The sequence below is a fragment of the Nonomuraea sp. 3-1Str genome (assembly GCF_031570565.1).
Taxonomy (GTDB): domain Bacteria; phylum Actinomycetota; class Actinomycetes; order Streptosporangiales; family Streptosporangiaceae; genus Nonomuraea.
In genome coordinates this window covers 73,941-89,564 of record NZ_JALHBK010000027.1, presented here as the reverse complement: position 1 = coordinate 89,564, position 15,624 = coordinate 73,941, and the positions used below count along the sequence as shown (strand labels likewise).

The window sequence follows — 15,624 nt, the reverse complement described above, 5'->3', positions numbered from 1 at the left end:
CTTCACCTCCCGTGAGGCGCCCCGGGGCCGTGCTAGCCCCGCAGCGCCTGCGCGTGCTCCTGGAGGGACCGTACGCCCACATCACCCCGCACGATGGCCTGGATGCCCGCGGCGGCCGCCGCGAGTCCCGAGACCGTGGTGATGCACGGGACGCCGCGCAGCACCGCGGCGGTGCGGATGTCGTAGCCGTCGAGGCGCGGGCCGGACTGTCCCGGGCTGCCGAACGGCGTGTTGACGATCAGGTCGACCTCGCCGTCGAGGATGCACTGCACGATCGTCGGCTCACCTCCGGGCCCGGGCCCCTCGCTGTGCTTGCGCACGATCTTGGCATGGACGCCGTTGCGGCGCAGCACCTCGGCCGTGCCCTCGGTGGCGAGGATCTCGAAGCCGAGGTCGGCCAGCGCCCGCACCGGGAAGATCATCGCACGCTTGTCGCGGTTGGCCACGGACACGAACGCGCGTCCCTTGGTGGGCAGCTCGCCGTAGGCGCCGGCCTGGGACTTGGCGTAGGCGACGCCGAAGAACTCGTCGATGCCCATGACCTCGCCGGTGGAGCGCATCTCGGGCCCGAGCACGATGTCGACGCCGCGGAAGCGGTTGAAGGGCAGCACCGCCTCCTTGACCGCGATGGACGCCTCCATCGGCAGCGTGCCGCCGTCGCCGGTGGCGGGCAGCATGCCCTCCTCGCGCAGCGAGGCGACGGACGCGCCGAGCATCACCCGGGCCGCCGCCTTGGCCAGCGGCACCGCGGTCGCCTTGGACACGAACGGCACGGTACGGCTGGCGCGCGGGTTGGCCTCCAGGACGTACAGGACGCCGGCCGACATCGCGTACTGGACGTTGAGCAGGCCGCGCACGCCGACGCCGCGGGCGATGTCCTCGGTGGCGGAGCGGATGCGCTTGATGTCGTGGCTGCCGAGCGTGATGGGCGGCAGGGCGCACGCCGAGTCGCCGGAGTGGATGCCAGCCTCCTCGATGTGCTCCATGACGCCGCCGAGGTAGAGCTCCTCGCCGTCGTACAGCGCGTCCACGTCGATCTCGATGGCCTCGTCGAGGAACTTGTCGACCAGCACCGGGTGGCCGCCCTCCTGGGCCGCCATGTAGCCGCTCAGCGTCTCGTCGTCGTAGACGATGGCCATGCCGGCGCCGCCCAGCACGTACGAGGGCCGCACGAGCACGGGGTAGCCGATCTCGGCGGCCACGGCCAGCGCCCCGGCGACGGTGGTGGCGGTGCCGTGCTTGGGCGCGGGCAGCCCGGCCTCGGCCAGCACGCGGCCGAACGCGCCCCGCTCCTCGGCCAGGTGGATCGACTCGGGCGTGGTGCCGACGACGGGCACGCCCGCGTCCTTGAGCGCCTGGGCCAGGCCGAGCGGCGTCTGCCCGCCGAGCTGCACGATGACGCCCACGACGGGGCCGGTCTGCTGCTCGGCGTGGACGACCTCCAGGACGTCCTCCAGGGTGAGCGGCTCGAAGTAGAGCCGGTCGGAGGTGTCGTAGTCGGTCGAGACGGTCTCGGGGTTGCAGTTGACCATGACGGTCTCGAACCCGGCCCGCGACAGCTCGAAGGAGGCGTGCACGCACGCGTAGTCGAACTCGATGCCCTGCCCGATGCGGTTGGGGCCGGAGCCGAGGATGATGACCTTCTCCCGCTCGCCGGGCGGGACCTCGCTCTCCTCGTCGTAGGTGGAGTAGAGGTACGGGGTCTTGGCGGCGAACTCGGCGGCGCACGTGTCGACCGTGTTGTAGACCGGCCGGACGCCGAGGGCGTGGCGCAGGTCGCGCACGCGGGCCTCGCCCACGCCGCGGATCTCGCCGATCTGCGCGTCGCTGAAGCCGTGGCGCTTGGCCCGCTCCAGCACGCCGGGGGTCAGCTCGGGAGCCGCGCCGAGCGCGGCGGCCTCCTCGTGCAGCAGGAAGAGCTGGTCGATGAACCACGGGTCGACGTTGGTCGCCGCGTAGAGCTCCTCGGCGGTGGCGCCGGCCCGGATGGCCTGCTGCATGGTGCGCAGCCGGCCGTCGTGCGGGACGCGGCACTCGGCCAGCAGCTCCTCCTTGGGCGCCACCTCGTCGCCGGGCGCCCAGGAGAACGACGATCCGGACTTCTCCAGCGACCGCAGCGCCTTCTGCAGCGCCTCGGGGAAGGAGCGGCCGATGGCCATGGCCTCGCCCACCGACTTCATGTGGGTGGTCAGGGTCCGGTCGGCGCCGCGGAACTTCTCGAAGGCGAAGCGCGGCACCTTGACCACGATGTAGTCGAGGGTCGGCTCGAAGGAGGCCGGGGTCTCGCGGGTGATGTCGTTGGGGATCTCGTCGAGCGTGTAGCCGATGGCCAGCTTGGCGGCGATCTTCGCGATGGGGAAGCCGGTCGCCTTGGAGGCCAGCGCGGAGGAGCGCGACACGCGCGGGTTCATCTCGATGACGATCATGCGGCCGGTGCTCGGGTCCACCGCGAACTGGATGTTGCAGCCGCCGGTGTCGACGCCGACCTCGCGGATGACCGCGATGGCCACGTCGCGCATGTTCTGGTACTCGCGGTCGGTCAGGGTCAGCGCGGGCGCGACGGTGACGCTGTCGCCGGTGTGGACGCCCATCGGGTCGATGTTCTCGATGGAGCACACGATGACGACGTTGTCGGCCTTGTCGCGCATGACCTCCAGCTCGTACTCCTTCCAGCCGAGGATGGACTCCTCCAGGAGCACCTCGGTGGTCGGGGACGCGTCGAGGCCGGCGCCGGCGATGCGCCGCAGGTCGCTCTCGTCGTAGGCGAAGCCGGAGCCGACGCCGCCCATGGTGAACGACGGCCGCACCACCAGCGGGTAGCCCAGCTCGCCCACGGCGGCCAGGCACTCGTCCATGGTGTGGCAGATGACCGAGCGGGCCGACTCGGCGTTGAGGCCGTGCTCGCGGGCGACCTTGGCGACGATCTCCTTGAACCGCTCGCGGTTCTCGCCGGCCTGGATGGCGTCGAAGTCCGCGCCGATCAGCTCGACCTCGTAGCGCTCCAGCACGCCCGACTCGTGCAGCGCGACCGCGGTGTTGAGCGCGGTCTGGCCGCCCAGCGTCGGCAGCAGCGCGTCGGGCCGCTCCTTGGCGATGATCTTCTCGACGTACTCGGGAGTGATCGGCTCGACGTAGGTGGCGTCGGCGAACTCCGGGTCCGTCATGATCGTCGCGGGGTTGCTGTTGACCAGGATCACCCGGAAGCCCTCGGCCCGCAGCACGCGGCAGGCCTGGGTGCCGGAATAGTCGAACTCGCACGCCTGCCCGATGACGATCGGCCCGGAGCCGATCACCAGGACCGACCTGATGTCCTCACGCTTGGGCACGGTTCATGACCTCGCAGAACTCGTCGAAGAGATAGGCGGCGTCGTGGGGGCCGGCCGCGGCCTCCGGGTGGTACTGGACGCTGAAGGCGCGGCCGTCGAGCAGCCGCAGGCCCTCGACGCAGCGGTCGTTCAGATTGACGTGGCTGACCTCGGCCCGGCCGAACGGCGTGTCGAAGGGCCCGTCGAGCGGCGCGTCCACGGCGAACCCGTGGTTGTGCGCGGAGATCTCCACCTTGCCCGTGCGGACGTCCTGGACGGGCTGGTTGACCCCGCGGTGGCCGTAGCGCAGCTTGTACGTGGACAGGCCCAGGGCCCGGCCGAACAGCTGGTTGCCGAAGCAGATGCCGAAGAACGGGGTGCCGCTCGACAGGACCTCGCGCAGCGGCTCGACGTCGGCCGTGGCCGGGTCGCCGGGGCCGTTGGAGAAGAACACGCCGTCCGGCCGCAGGCCGAGGATCTGCTCGGCGGTGGCGGTGGCGGGCAGCACGTGCACCTCGCAGCCGCGCTCGGCCATGCGGTGCGGGGTCATGCCCTTGATGCCGAGGTCCACGGCCGCGACCGTGTACCGCTTGGCGCCGACGGCCGGCACGACGTACGGCTCGGCGGTGGCCACCTCGGCGGCCAGGTCGGCGCCCTCCATGGCGGGCGCCGAGCGCACGCGCTCGACCAGCGCCTCCACCGGCTCGGCCGGCGCGGTGAAGATGCCGGCGCGCATGGCGCCGCGCTCGCGCAGGTGGCGGGTCAGGGCGCGGGTGCCGGTGATGGCGATGCCGACGACGCCCTGCTCCTTGAGGTAGTCGTCGAGCGAGCGGTTGGCCCGCCAGCTGGAGACGACGCGGGACGGCTCGCGCACGACGTAGCCGGCCACCCAGACGCGGCCCGACTCGGGGTCCTCGTCGTTGACGCCGGTGTTGCCGATGTGCGGGGCCGTCATGGCGACGATCTGCCGATGGTAGGACGGGTCGGTCAGGGTCTCCTGGTAGCCGGTCATGCCGGTGTTGAAGACCATCTCGCCGAACGTCTCGCCCTCGGCGCCGTAGGGGGTCCCGTGGAAGACGCGGCCGTCTTCCAGTACGAGCACCGCTTGTGTCACGTCAACTTCCCTTCGAGGACGGTGGGCGTACCGCGCAGGAACGTCGCCACCACGCGGCCGGGCAGCGTCATGCCCTCGTACGGTGTGTTCCTGCTCTTGGAGGCGTAGGCCGCCGGGTCGACCGGGGTGCGGGCGGACGGGTCGTAGAGGGTGATGTTGGCCGGGGCGCCCGCCGCCAGGGGACGGCCGTGGCCGGGCAGGCGGCCGATCCGCGCCGGGGCGGCCGACATGCGGTCCGCGACGCCGGCCCAGTCGAGCAGCCCGGTGTCGACCATGGCCTCCTGGACCACGCTGAGCGCCGTCTCCAGGCCGATCATGCCCATGGCCGCGGCCGACCACTCGGTCTCCTTGTCCTCGACCGGGTGGGGGGCGTGGTCGGTGGCGACGACGTCGATCGTGCCGTCGGCCAGCGCGGCCCGCAGCGCCTCCACGTCGGCGCGGGTGCGCAGCGGCGGGTTGACCTTGTAGATGGGGTTGTAGGCGCCCACCGGGGAGTCCTCGACCAGGTCGTCGGTGAGGAGCAGGTGGTGCGGGGTCACCTCGGCCGTGACGTTCCAGCCCTTGGACTTGGCCCAGCGGATGATCTCGACCGAGCCGGCGGTGGAGACGTGGCACACGTGCAGGCGGGAGCCGACGTGCGCGGCCAGCAGGCAGTCGCGGGCGATGACCGCCTCCTCCGCGACCGCGGGCCAGCCGGTCAGGCCGAGCCGGCCGGAGACGACGCCCTCGTTCATCTGGGCGCCCTCGGTCAGCCGCGGCTCCTGGGCGTGCTGGGCGACGACGCCGTCGAACGCCTTGACGTACTCCAGGGCGCGCCGCATGAGCACGGCGTCGCCGACGCACTTGCCGTCGTCGGAGAAGACGCGGACCTGGGCCGCGGAGTCGGCCATCGCGCCGAGCTCGGCGAGCTGCCGGCCCTCCAGGCCGACGGTCACGGCGCCGACCGGCTGCACGTCGCAGTGGCCGTGCTCGCGGCCGAGCCGCCACACCTGCTCGACCACGCCGGCGGTGTCGGCGACGGGCGAGGTGTTGGCCATGGCGTGGACGGCGGTGTAGCCGCCGCGGGCGGCGGCCTGGGTGCCGGTCAGGACCGTCTCGGCGTCCTCCCGGCCGGGCTCGCGCAGGTGGGTGTGCAGGTCCACCAGGCCGGGCAGGGCGATCGCGCCGCCGCCGTCGACGACCTCGTCACCGGCGCCGCCGGTCAGGCCCGGGCCGATCTCGGCGATGAGGCCGTCCTCGACACGGATGTCCACGGGCTCTCCGCCGAGAACCCGCACATTTTTAATGATCATGCTACGGTCTCTCCCCCGAGCAGCAGGTACAGGACGGCCATGCGGATGGTCACACCGTTGGCGACCTGCTCGACGATGGTCGAGCGCGGGGAGTCGGCCACCTCGGCGGCGATCTCCATGCCCCGGTTCATCGGGCCGGGGTGCATCACGATGGCGTCGTCGGGCATCTTGGCGAACCGGTCGCGGTCCAGGCCGTAGCGGCGGGAGTACTCGCGCTCGCTCGGGAAGTAGGCGGCGTTCATCCGCTCCTTCTGCACGCGCAGCATCATCACCGCGTCGGACTTCGGCAGCACCGCGTCGAGGTCGTAGGAGACCTCGCACGGCCACGTGCCGACCGAGACCGGCAGCAGCGTGGGCGGCGCGACCAGCGTGACGTCGGCGCCGAGCGTGGCCAGCAGCAGCACGTTGGAGCGGGCGACCCGGCTGTGCAGGACGTCGCCGACGATCGTGATGCGGCGCCCGTCAAGGCCGCCCAGGCGGCGGCGCATCGAGAACGCGTCGAGCAGCGCCTGCGTGGGGTGCTCGTGGGTGCCGTCGCCGGCGTTGACGACGCTGCCGCGCACCCAGGTGGCCAGACGGTGCGGCGCGCCCGAGGAGCCGTGCCGGATGACGACCGCGTCGGCGCCCATGGCCTCCAGGGTGAGCGCGGTGTCCTTGAGCGACTCGCCCTTGGAGACGCTGGACCCCTTGGCCGAGAAGTTGATCACGTCGGCCGACAGGCGCTTGGCCGCGGCCTCGAACGAGATGCGCGTACGGGTGGAGTCCTCGAAGAACAGGTTGACCACCGTGCGGCCGCGCAGCGTGGGCAGCTTCTTGATGGAACGTTCCGAGACCCTCGCCAGCTCCTCGGCGGTGTCGAGGATGAGCAGCGCGTCGTCCTTGGTGAGGTCGCCGGCGGAGATGAGGTGGCGGTTCACTTGGCGTCCTCCTTGATGAGCAGCACGGCCTCGCGCCCGTCGATCTCCTCCAGGTAGACCTTGACCTTCTCGCTCTTCGCGGTCGGCAGGTTCTTGCCGACGTAGTCGGCGCGGATCGGCAGCTCCCGGTGTCCCCGGTCGACCAGCGTGGCGAGCTGCACCGAGGTCGGCCGGCCGAGGTCGTTGAGCGCGTCGAGGGCGGCGCGCACGGTGCGGCCGGAGTAGAGGACGTCGTCGACGAGCACGACGGTCTTGCCGTCGACGCCGTCGGGGGGCAGCTCGGTGTGGCCGAGCGGGCGGGCGGGCTTGAGCCGCAGGTCGTCGCGGTACATCGTGATGTCGATCGAGCCGACGGGGATCTTGACCCCTTCGAACTGCTCGATGCGGTCGCCGAGCCGGCGGGCCAGGGTGGCGCCGCGGGTCGGGATGCCGAGGAGGACGACTTCGCCGGCGCCCTTGGTGCGCTCGAGGATCTCGTGCGCGATGCGGGTCAGCGCCCGATGGATGTCCGGGCCCTCGAGGACGGCCCTGGATTCGGACATGGGAGATTCACCACCTTTCCCGCCTCACGGGACGGGTCTTAAAGGGTGTTGGTCGCACCCACAGTACCAGGGGCTACCAGCCACAACGGGGGGACCCCGCCCGCGTGACACGCGCTCCTCGGGGGATAGACAGACAATGACGTTCCATGTCGATTCCGAGGTGGGCAGGCTCCGTCAGGTCCTGTTGCACAAGCCGGACCTGGCCCTCAAGCGGCTCACGCCCACCAACAAGGACGATTTCCTGTTCGACGACGTCCTGTGGGTGCAGCGGGCGATGGAGGAGCACGAGGAGTTCCAGCGGGTGCTGCGCGGCCGCGGCGTCGAGGTGCACATCCTGGCCGACCTGTTGCGGGAGACCGTCGAGATCCCCGAGGCGCGCAAGCACATCCTCGACGCGATCGTGGACGAGCGGTTCATGGGCCCGCTGGCGGTGGACGACGTGCGCAACACGCTCGACGCGATGGACTCCGAGACCCTGCAGACGTACCTGACGGGCGGCATCACCAAGCGGGAGCTGGCGGAGCTGGACTGCGACCCCAAGTCGGTGGCCTACCACGCGCTCCCCTACGACGGCTTCGTCCTGCCCCCGCTGCCCAACCACCTGTTCACCCGCGACACCTCCTGCTGGGTGTACGACGGCGTCTCCATCAACGCGATGCGCAAGAAGGCCCGCATGCGCGAGACCGTGAACATGGAGGCCGTCTACCAGTTCCATCCCACGTTCGCCGACGGTTTCGGCAAGCCGCAGAAGGGCGGCTTCCACGTCTGGCTGCCCGGCCACGCGATCGCGCCGGCCACGCTGGAGGGCGGGGACGTGCTCGTCATCGGCCGCGGCGCCGTGCTCGTCGGGATGAGCGAGCGCACCCGGCCGCAGGCTGTCGAGATGTTCGCGCAGCGGCTGTTCCAGGCCGGGTCGGTGCGCACGATCGTGGCGCTGGACATGCCGAAGGCGCGCGCCTTCATGCACCTCGACACCGTCATGACCATGGTGGACGTGGGCGTGTTCACCAAGTACGCCGGGCTCGGCATGCTGCCGTCGTACACGATCGAGCCGGGCGACACCGAGAAGGAGCTGAAGGTCACCGACCATCCGCCCGAGGACATGCACCGCGCCATCGGCCGCGCGCTCGGCCTCGACGACATCGAGGTGCTCACGCCCACGCAGGACGTCTACGCCGCCGAGCGCGAGCAGTGGGACGACGGCTGCAACGCGCTGGCCGTCGAGCCCGGCGTGGTCATCGCCTACGAGCGCAACACCACGACCAACAACTTCCTGCGCGACAACGGCATCGAGGTCATCACGATCCCCGGCAGCGAGCTCGGCCGGGGCCGCGGCGGCCCCCGCTGCATGAGCTGCCCGATCGAGCGCGACGGCATCTGAGCGGGACTGCTTCTTCGAGCGGGACTGCTTCTTCGGTGGGATGGGGAGGGACCGTATGCGGGTCATCGTCGCGCTGGGCGGCAACGCGGTGCTCCAGCGGCAGCAGCAGCCGGACGCGCACACGCAGGTCGCCAACGTGGCCTCGTCCGTTCGGACGCTGGCCAAGCTGGCCGAGCGGCACGAGCTGGTCATCACGCACGGGAACGGCCCCCAGATCGGCCTGCTCGCCCTGGAGAGCGCCGCCGACCAGCACCTGACCAGGCCGTACCCCTTCGACGCGCTCGGCGCGCAGACCCAGGGCATGATCGGCTACTGGATGCTGCAGGCCCTGCAGAACGCGCTGCCCGGCCGCCAGGTCCTCGCCATGGTCACGCAGACGCTGGTGTCGGCGGTCGACCCGGCCTTCGACGACCCGACCAAGTTCGTCGGCCAGGTCTACGACCGCGAGGAGGCGGGGAAGCTGGCCGCCGAGTACGGCTGGACCGTCAAGCAGGACGGGGACTACTGGCGGCGCGTCGTCCCCTCCCCCGCGCCGCAGCGGGTCGTGGAGACCCGGCTCATCCGCCGGTTGCTGCGCGAGGAAGTCGTCGTGATCTGCGCGGGAGGCGGCGGCGTGCCGGTCATCCGCGACGAGCACGGCCGGCTGTCGGGCGTCGAGGCCGTCATCGACAAGGACGCGACCGCCTCGATGCTGGCCGAGGCGCTCGAGTGCGACGCGTTCCTCATCCTCACCGACGTGCCGCGCGTCATGCGCGGCTTCGGCACCCCCGGGCAGAGCGAGATTGGCCACACCACCCCCCACGAGCTGCGCGCCCTCGACTTCCCGGCCGGCTCCATGGGGCCGAAGGTCGAGGCCGTGTGCCGGTTCGTCGAGACGACGGGCGACATGGCCGCCATCGGCCGGCTCGACCAGGCGGAGCAGATCCTGGAGGGCTCCGCGGGCACCATCGTCACGCCCAACGCCCGCTGGCCCCTGACGAGCACGCTCTAGGCGCGGCTCCAGGTTCGGCTCTAGGTCCGAAGGAGGTTCCCGGTGACACTGGCCCAACGGCTCTTCCGCACCAAGCCGACCGCGCAGATCGTCGCGGAGGGCGGCCGGGGTGAGGGCGGCGAGCTGCGCCGCACCATGTCCCTGTGGCAGCTCACGCTCTTCAGCGTCGGCGCCACGCTCGGCACGGGCATCTTCGTCATCCTCGGCCAGGCCGTGCCCAAGGCCGGTCCGGCGGTGGTGCTGTCCTTCGTGCTCGCCGCCATCACCGCCCTGTTCTCGGCGCTGTCGTACGCCGAACTCGCCGGCACCATCCCGGTGTCCGGCTCGTCCTACTCCTACGCGTACGCGACGCTGGGCGAGCTGATCGCCTGGGTGTGCGGCTGGTGCCTCATGCTGGAGTACGCCGTCTCGGTGGCGGCGGTGGCCGTCGGCTGGGGGCAGTACCTCAACTCGTTCCTGCACGGCCTGTTCGGGTGGCAGCTGCCCGCCGCGATCATCGGCTCGCCCGGCCAGGACGGCGGCGTCATCAACCTGCCGGCCATCCTCATCGTCGTGCTCGCCACCTGGGTGCTGCTGTACGGGGCCTCCGAGAGCGCGACGGCCAACGCCGTGTTCGTCATCATCAAGATCGTCGTGCTGGCGTTCTTCTGCGTGGTGGCGTTCTCGGCGTTCGAGGCGCGCAACTTCACGCCGTTCGCGCCGCTGGGCGTGGCCGGCATCACCGCCGCCGCCTCGCAGGTGTTCTTCTCCTACATCGGCTTCGACGCCGCCTCCACGGCCGGCGAGGAGGCCAAGAACCCCAGGCGTGACCTACCGCTGGCGATCATCCTGTCGCTGGTCATCGTGACGGTCCTGTACGTGCTCGTCGCCGCCGCCGCGGTGGGGGCCATGCCGTGGACCCGGTTCAACCCGGAGAGCACCGAGGCGAGCCTGGCGCAGGTGGCCGACCTCGCCACCGGCTCCACCTGGGCCGGGATCATCATCTCCTTCGGCGCGGTCATCGCCATCGCCAGCGTCGTGCTGACCGTCATCTACGGCCAGACCCGCATCCTGTTCGCCATGTCCCGTGACGGGCTCATCCCCCACGTGTTCCAGAAGGTCAACCCGCGCCACCAGGTGCCGGTCGCCAACACGCTGATCGTCGCGGCGTTCATCTCGGTGCTCGCCGGGTTCGTCCCGCTCGGGCAGCTCGCGGAGGCCACCAGCATCGGCACGCTGTTCGCGTTCCTCATCGTGAACGTGGGCGTCCTCGTCCTCCGCTACCGCAGCCCCGAGCTGCCCCGCAGCTTCCGCACGCCGCTCTTCCCGGTCACGCCGGTGCTCGGGGCGATCTTCTGCGCCATCGTGATGGCCGGGCTCGCGGGCGTCACGTGGATCGCGTTCGGGCTGTGGATGCTGGCCGGCCTGGCCGGATACTTCTTGTACGGCTTCCGCAAGTCGCGGCTGAACGCCGAGGTGGTCTGATGCGGTTCGACAACATTCTCGCCGGAGCCATTCCCGAGCCGAGGGGCCGCGACGGGATCGTCCTGGCGGCGCTCCTGGCCAAGCAGGCCGGGGGGCGCCTCACGGTGGCGACCGTGCAGCCGCCGGCTTGGACCACGCCCGGACCGGCGCGGGCGGAGGAGACCGCCTGGCGCGCCTACCTGGAGGAGCAGGCCGAGAGCACGCTCACCCAGGCCCGGCAGATCGTGGGCGACGACGCCGACTACGTGATCCACATGCACAAGGGCAGCGGGCGCGGGCTGGTGGAGCTGGCCCGCAGGCGCGGGGCGGACGTCGTCGTGATCGGCTCGGCGCCGGGCGGCGGCAAGGGCCGCATCGAGATCGGCAGCACCGCCGACCAGCTGCTGCACTCCTCCTCGGTGCCGGTGCTGCTGGCCCCGCGCGGCTTCGCGGACGAGCCGCCGGGCGCCTTCGAGCGCATCACGGTCGCCTACCGGCGCGGCCCGTCCGCCGACGCGGCGGTCGTCTCGGCCGCCCGGGCGGCGGCCGCTCTGGAGGTGCCGCTGCGGCTGGTGACGCTGGTCGTCAGCAGCGGCAGGCGGGTCGAGGTCGAGGAGCGGATGCTCGAACGGCTGCGCGACCAGACGGCGGCCGACCTCAGGGCGGCGGCCCGGGGGCACCGGCGGCGGCTGGAGGTGGAGGTCGAGGTGCTGGAGGGGCGGAACGTGGGCCAGGCGCTCGCCACCGCGTCCTGGGTGAGCGGGGAGCTGCTCCTGTGCGCGTCGAGCACGGGTGGGCCGCTGCGCCGCGTCTTCCTCGGTGACACCTCCGTCAAGATCGTCCGGGCGGCCACGTGCCCTGTGATGATCCTCACTCGGCAGCCGTGAAACGGAAATCTCGTACTCGACAAATCGTGACGAAGTACCGTTATTGCCGGGACAACTGGGACTAATGTGGCGTAGCCTCCCGGATCGGATTCGGCATCTTTTTTCCAATCAGCTTGACCTTAGGCGTCCTCCCCTTTACCGTCACTGTGCGTAACCACACCTCGCGGCGTTTTGGGGGTAAACCCAAGGCCATGGCTACCGATGGTGCCGTATTCAGCACCAGACCCCCGGTGGCTTCGGCGTTCACCGCGAGGGAGCACAATCTACTGATAGCGATACATACGAGAGCCGGGGGGCCACACGATGCCGTCTGAGTACGCGAAGTCGCTGGGTGCACGACTGCGCGCCATCCGCACCCAGCAGGGTCTGTCCCTGCACGGGGTCGAGGAGAAGTCGCGTGGCAGGTGGAAGGCCGTGGTCGTGGGCTCGTACGAGCGTGGCGACCGCGCGGTCACGGTGCAGAAGCTTGCCGAGCTTGCCGACTTCTACGGGGTGCCCGTCTCCGAGCTCCTGCCGGGCGGTGCCGCGCCCAGCCCGCTCGGGCCGACCCCGAAGCTTGTGATCGACCTGGAGCGGCTGGCCACGCTGCCCAAGGAGAAGGCCGGAGCGCTCGCCCGCTACGCCGCCACCATCCAGAGCCAGCGTGGCGACTACAACGGCAAGGTGCTGTCGATCCGCCAGGAGGATCTGCGCTCCCTGGCCGTGATCTATGACAAGTCGCCCAGCGAGCTGACGGAGGAGCTCATCAGCTGGGGTGTCCTCGACGCGGAGGCCCGCCGGGCGGTCGAGTCGTTCTGACCCCGCCGGACCCGGGCCCGGCCCCACCGGCACCTGGCCCCACCGGCTCCCGCTCGGTCGGCTCCCGTTCCGGGGGCGATGTCCTCACCTGAGGGGCGCGCACCGCACTGCGCGCCCCTCAGGCGTGTCCGGCCCCAGTTCTGACGTACGGCTGCGTGCGCTTCGGGGCCGCCTGCGCTTCTTGGGCCGCCTGCGCTTCGGGGCCGCGGGCTGTTCCTGGCGTGCACTCGGGTGGGGCCGCGCGCTCGGCGTGCACGGGGGAGGCCGCGTACGCGTGGAAGCCGCGTGCGGGCTGCCTGGGCTTCGGGCGTACGCGGGGAAGCCGCGTGCGGGCCGGGTGGCGCTTCGGGGCGGGAGCGTGGGGCCGCCGGCGCTCGTGGGCCGGGCACCGGGAGGCCGCGTGCGGGTGGGCCGCCGCGCTTCGAGGGCGGCGGTGCGGGGGCCGTGTGCCGGCTCGGGCGAGGGGGACCCGCTGTGACGCTTCTCGTTCGCAGCGCTCCGGCAAGCTGGGCGCCGACGCGGGCATGAGCCAGAATCGCCCGCCGCGCGTGAGGGGCCCCCGGAGGTGACCGGGCGAGGCGACGCGTGCCGCGAGGGGGCGTGGCTCGCCATCTGACCGGGATGCTGCGCGCGCCCGGCGAGAGGGGCGCTAGAAGAGGGTCGGGCCCTGGGGCGGTGGGGTGCGGCGGCGGGTCACCCGGCCAAAGGAACGTCGACGGGCAACTGGGGTTGGGTAGGGACCCCCAGGCTCTCCTCCACTCGCGTCACAAAGGTGTCGGCCTCGGACAGCAGCTCGTCGGCGTCGGCCGCGGAGACGCCGCGGACCATGCCCGCCTCGGCGGCGGCGCGCTTGGCGGCGCTCACCTCGAAGTAGGCGGCCCACTCGGCGAGCTCGGGCTCCGCCTCGGGCAGCAGCTCCCACGCGCTGCGCAGGCGGCGCCTGCGGCCCTCCATCGGCCGGGGCCGGGCGGCCAGGATCGCGGCGGCCGCTCGGAGCGCCGCCAGGTGTGCTGCCACATATCGGGATGCCGGGGTGCGCGCGACCGTCGCCTCCGCCAGGCAGGAACGGGAATCCGTCAGGTGCGCCCGAACGGCGGGCGACAGCCTGGGACCCTGCGGGTCTCTTGACTGTGGTGCCATGTGCACGCCTCCTTGGGGTCGTGGGCGGCTGCCGGCGTCACCACCGGTGAAGCCAGAATCGCAGGCGCCACCGACAATTCCGCCGGGCGGGCCGGACGAGAAGCTTCCCCTCTCCCCGTCCGGCCAGGACGCGCCCCGACTCGTCTCCGCCGACGACGAGGACACGCCCTTCGCCCGTGGAGCCTGACCGCGGGTCCCGCTTGGGGGAAGCGTGGCCCGCGACCAGGTCCTTCGACGTGAGCCGCGAGCCTCACGCCACTACGTCGAACATAATTTCGATCACGCTCGGTGTCAACCCGTTTCAGAACACAGGTTCGATCGGCATGTCGGAAAGGGACTCTCGACGCACCCCTCGCGCGGCGTCAGGGGGTGACCGACAGCGCTCCCGACGGGCACAGGGTCACCGCGCGCCTGACCGCCTCCTCCAGCTCCTCGGGGGGCGCCGTCTCCAGGAGGACCACCGTGCCGTCCTCGTCGCTCTGGTCGAAGACCTGGGGCACCGTGAGCGCGCACATGCCCGCCCCGATGCACACGGTCGTGTCTGCCTTGATCTCCATGATGATCTCCCTACCACGTGACGGGGAGGCGGTGCACCCCGTAGATGCTCATGTCCGTCCGCATCGGCACCTCCTCCGGCGGCACGGCCAGGCGCAGCCCGGGGAAGCGGCGCAGCAGCGCCCGGTAGCCGATGCGCATCTCGATCCGGGCGAGCTGCTGCCCGAGGCACTGGTGGATGCCGTGCCCGAAGGTCAGGTGGCCGCCGGCGGGCCGAGTCACGTCGAGCGTATCCCCGCCGGGGAAGCGGGCGGAGTCGCGGTTGGCGACCGGCAGGGACAGGGCGACCGACTGGCCCTTCGCGATGGCGACGCCCTCGACCTCGACGTCCTCCAGCGCGGTGCGGATCGGGCCGATGTGGATGATCGTGAGGTAGCGCAGCAGTTCCTCGACGCCGTTGTCCACCACGGAGGGGTCGTCGCGCATGGCGGCGAGCTGGTCCGGGTTGCGCAGCAGCGCGTACGTGCCTAGCCCGAGCATGTTGGCGGTCGTCTCGTGCCCCGCCACGAGCAGCAGGAACGCGACGCCGGTCAGCTCGTCGTCGGCCAGCTCCCCGCCCTGGGCGAGGCCGCTGATCAGGTCGTCGCGCGGCTCGGCGCGCCTGCGCCGGATGAGCTCGCCGAGGTAGGAAGTCATGCTGGTCATGGCATCCATGACCTCCGCCGCCCCGCTCTCCAGGGCGAGCAGCGCCTTCGAGTCGCGCTGGAAGCGCTCCCTGTCCCCGTACGGCACGCCGAGCAGCTCGCAGATCACCAGCGACGGGATGGGCAGGGCGAACTGCTCGACCAGGTCGGCGGGCTTTCCCGCGGCCTCCATGGCGTCGAGGCGGGCGTGGGTGATCTCCTCGATGCGGGGTTCGAGCTGCTTCATCCGGCGGACGGTGAACTGGCCGGTGAGCAGCTTGCGGTAGCGGGTGTGCTCGGGCGCGTCCATGCGCAGGAAGAACCCGGGCGGCACGAACGCCTTCTCCCGCAGCTCCTTGGCGACGGCCGCGCGGGCCGGGATGGTGGGGTGGATGTGCTCGGGCCGGTTGCTGAAGCGGGGGTCGGCCAGGACGGCGCGCACAGCGGTGTAGCCCGTGGCCAGCCAGCCCTCGTGGCCGTCGGCGAACGTCAGCCGATGGAGAGGTGCCTCCCCGCCCAGCTCGGTGAGGCGGTCGGGAGGGTCGAAGGGGCGTTCGCGGTCGGTGGACATGGTCAGCTCGGACATCTGTGGACTCCTTCCGGGTCACCTTCCACAAAACATCAGCGAATGCAAAC

Annotated in this window: 13 protein-coding genes; 5 read left to right on the top strand and 8 right to left on the bottom strand. The window is 71.4% G+C overall.

Annotated features, from left to right (window positions below; translation table 11 throughout):
* Positions 1 to 32: 32 nt before the first annotated feature.
* From carB to pyrR, 5 genes are read right to left on the bottom strand one after another with little or no spacing between them, the layout of a single operon-like run.
* Positions 33 to 3,326 carry a carbamoyl-phosphate synthase large subunit gene (gene carB / locus MTP10_RS32675; RefSeq protein WP_310714348.1) on the bottom strand — a complete coding sequence of 1,098 codons (3,294 nt, stop codon included), beginning with the start codon at positions 3,324 to 3,326 and terminating at the stop codon, positions 33 to 35.
* Entirely contained in the window at positions 3,313 to 4,419 is a 1,107-nt protein-coding gene (gene carA, locus MTP10_RS32670; RefSeq protein ID WP_310714345.1) for a glutamine-hydrolyzing carbamoyl-phosphate synthase small subunit, read from the bottom strand. Before carA ends, carB begins: the two co-directional genes overlap by 14 nt.
* On the bottom strand, positions 4,416 to 5,711 hold the full coding sequence (locus MTP10_RS32665; protein WP_310714343.1) for a dihydroorotase: 1,296 nt from the start codon (positions 5,709 to 5,711) through the stop codon (positions 4,416 to 4,418). The genes carA and MTP10_RS32665 overlap by 4 nt, the downstream gene beginning before the upstream one ends.
* The gene (locus MTP10_RS32660; protein WP_310714342.1) at positions 5,708 to 6,628 is read right to left on the bottom strand and encodes an aspartate carbamoyltransferase catalytic subunit; all 921 of its coding nucleotides are present in this window, start codon (positions 6,626 to 6,628) and stop codon (positions 5,708 to 5,710) included. The genes MTP10_RS32665 and MTP10_RS32660 overlap by 4 nt, the downstream gene beginning before the upstream one ends.
* Positions 6,625 to 7,170: a bifunctional pyr operon transcriptional regulator/uracil phosphoribosyltransferase PyrR gene (gene pyrR, locus MTP10_RS32655; protein ID WP_310714340.1), complete on the bottom strand. Its 546-nt coding sequence runs from the start codon at positions 7,168 to 7,170 to the stop codon at positions 6,625 to 6,627. The genes MTP10_RS32660 and pyrR overlap by 4 nt, the downstream gene beginning before the upstream one ends.
* Positions 7,171 to 7,306: 136 nt before the next feature.
* Between pyrR and MTP10_RS32650 the strand changes: the two genes are divergently transcribed.
* The 5 genes from MTP10_RS32650 (at position 7,307) to MTP10_RS32630 (ending at position 12,670) form a co-directional block, all read left to right on the top strand.
* Positions 7,307 to 8,551, top strand: a complete 1,245-nt coding sequence (locus tag MTP10_RS32650; protein WP_310714337.1) for an arginine deiminase — start codon at positions 7,307 to 7,309, stop codon at positions 8,549 to 8,551.
* A 55-nt stretch (positions 8,552 to 8,606) separates the two neighbouring features.
* Positions 8,607 to 9,542, top strand: a complete 936-nt coding sequence (gene arcC, locus MTP10_RS32645; RefSeq protein ID WP_310714335.1) for a carbamate kinase — start codon at positions 8,607 to 8,609, stop codon at positions 9,540 to 9,542.
* Between the two features lie 42 nt (positions 9,543 to 9,584).
* Positions 9,585 to 11,006 (top strand): amino acid permease, encoded by a 1,422-nt coding sequence (locus tag MTP10_RS32640; protein WP_310714333.1) that lies wholly within the window; start codon positions 9,585 to 9,587, stop codon positions 11,004 to 11,006.
* Complete coding sequence (locus MTP10_RS32635) at positions 11,006 to 11,872, top strand: universal stress protein (RefSeq protein WP_310714331.1); 867 nt, start codon at positions 11,006 to 11,008, stop codon at positions 11,870 to 11,872. The genes MTP10_RS32640 and MTP10_RS32635 overlap by 1 nt, the downstream gene beginning before the upstream one ends.
* Before the next feature lie 303 nt (positions 11,873 to 12,175).
* Entirely contained in the window at positions 12,176 to 12,670 is a 495-nt protein-coding gene (locus tag MTP10_RS32630; RefSeq protein WP_026214021.1) for a transcriptional regulator, read from the top strand.
* A 693-nt stretch (positions 12,671 to 13,363) separates the two neighbouring features.
* On the opposite strand, the gene MTP10_RS32625 is transcribed toward MTP10_RS32630, so the two are convergent.
* The 3 genes from MTP10_RS32625 to MTP10_RS32615 all read right to left on the bottom strand — a co-directional run bounded on the left by MTP10_RS32625 (position 13,364) and on the right by MTP10_RS32615 (position 15,574).
* Positions 13,364 to 13,810, bottom strand: coding sequence for an SAV_6107 family HEPN domain-containing protein (locus MTP10_RS32625; RefSeq protein WP_310714318.1), 447 nt, complete (start codon positions 13,808 to 13,810; stop codon positions 13,364 to 13,366).
* Positions 13,811 to 14,172: 362 nt separating this feature from the next.
* Complete coding sequence (locus MTP10_RS32620) at positions 14,173 to 14,367, bottom strand: (4Fe-4S)-binding protein (RefSeq protein WP_310714316.1); 195 nt, start codon at positions 14,365 to 14,367, stop codon at positions 14,173 to 14,175.
* A gap of 10 nt (positions 14,368 to 14,377) precedes the next feature.
* A complete protein-coding gene (locus MTP10_RS32615; protein WP_310714313.1) occupies positions 14,378 to 15,574 on the bottom strand; it encodes a cytochrome P450 in 1,197 nt (398 codons plus the stop codon).
* Positions 15,575 to 15,624: the final 50 nt, after the last annotated feature.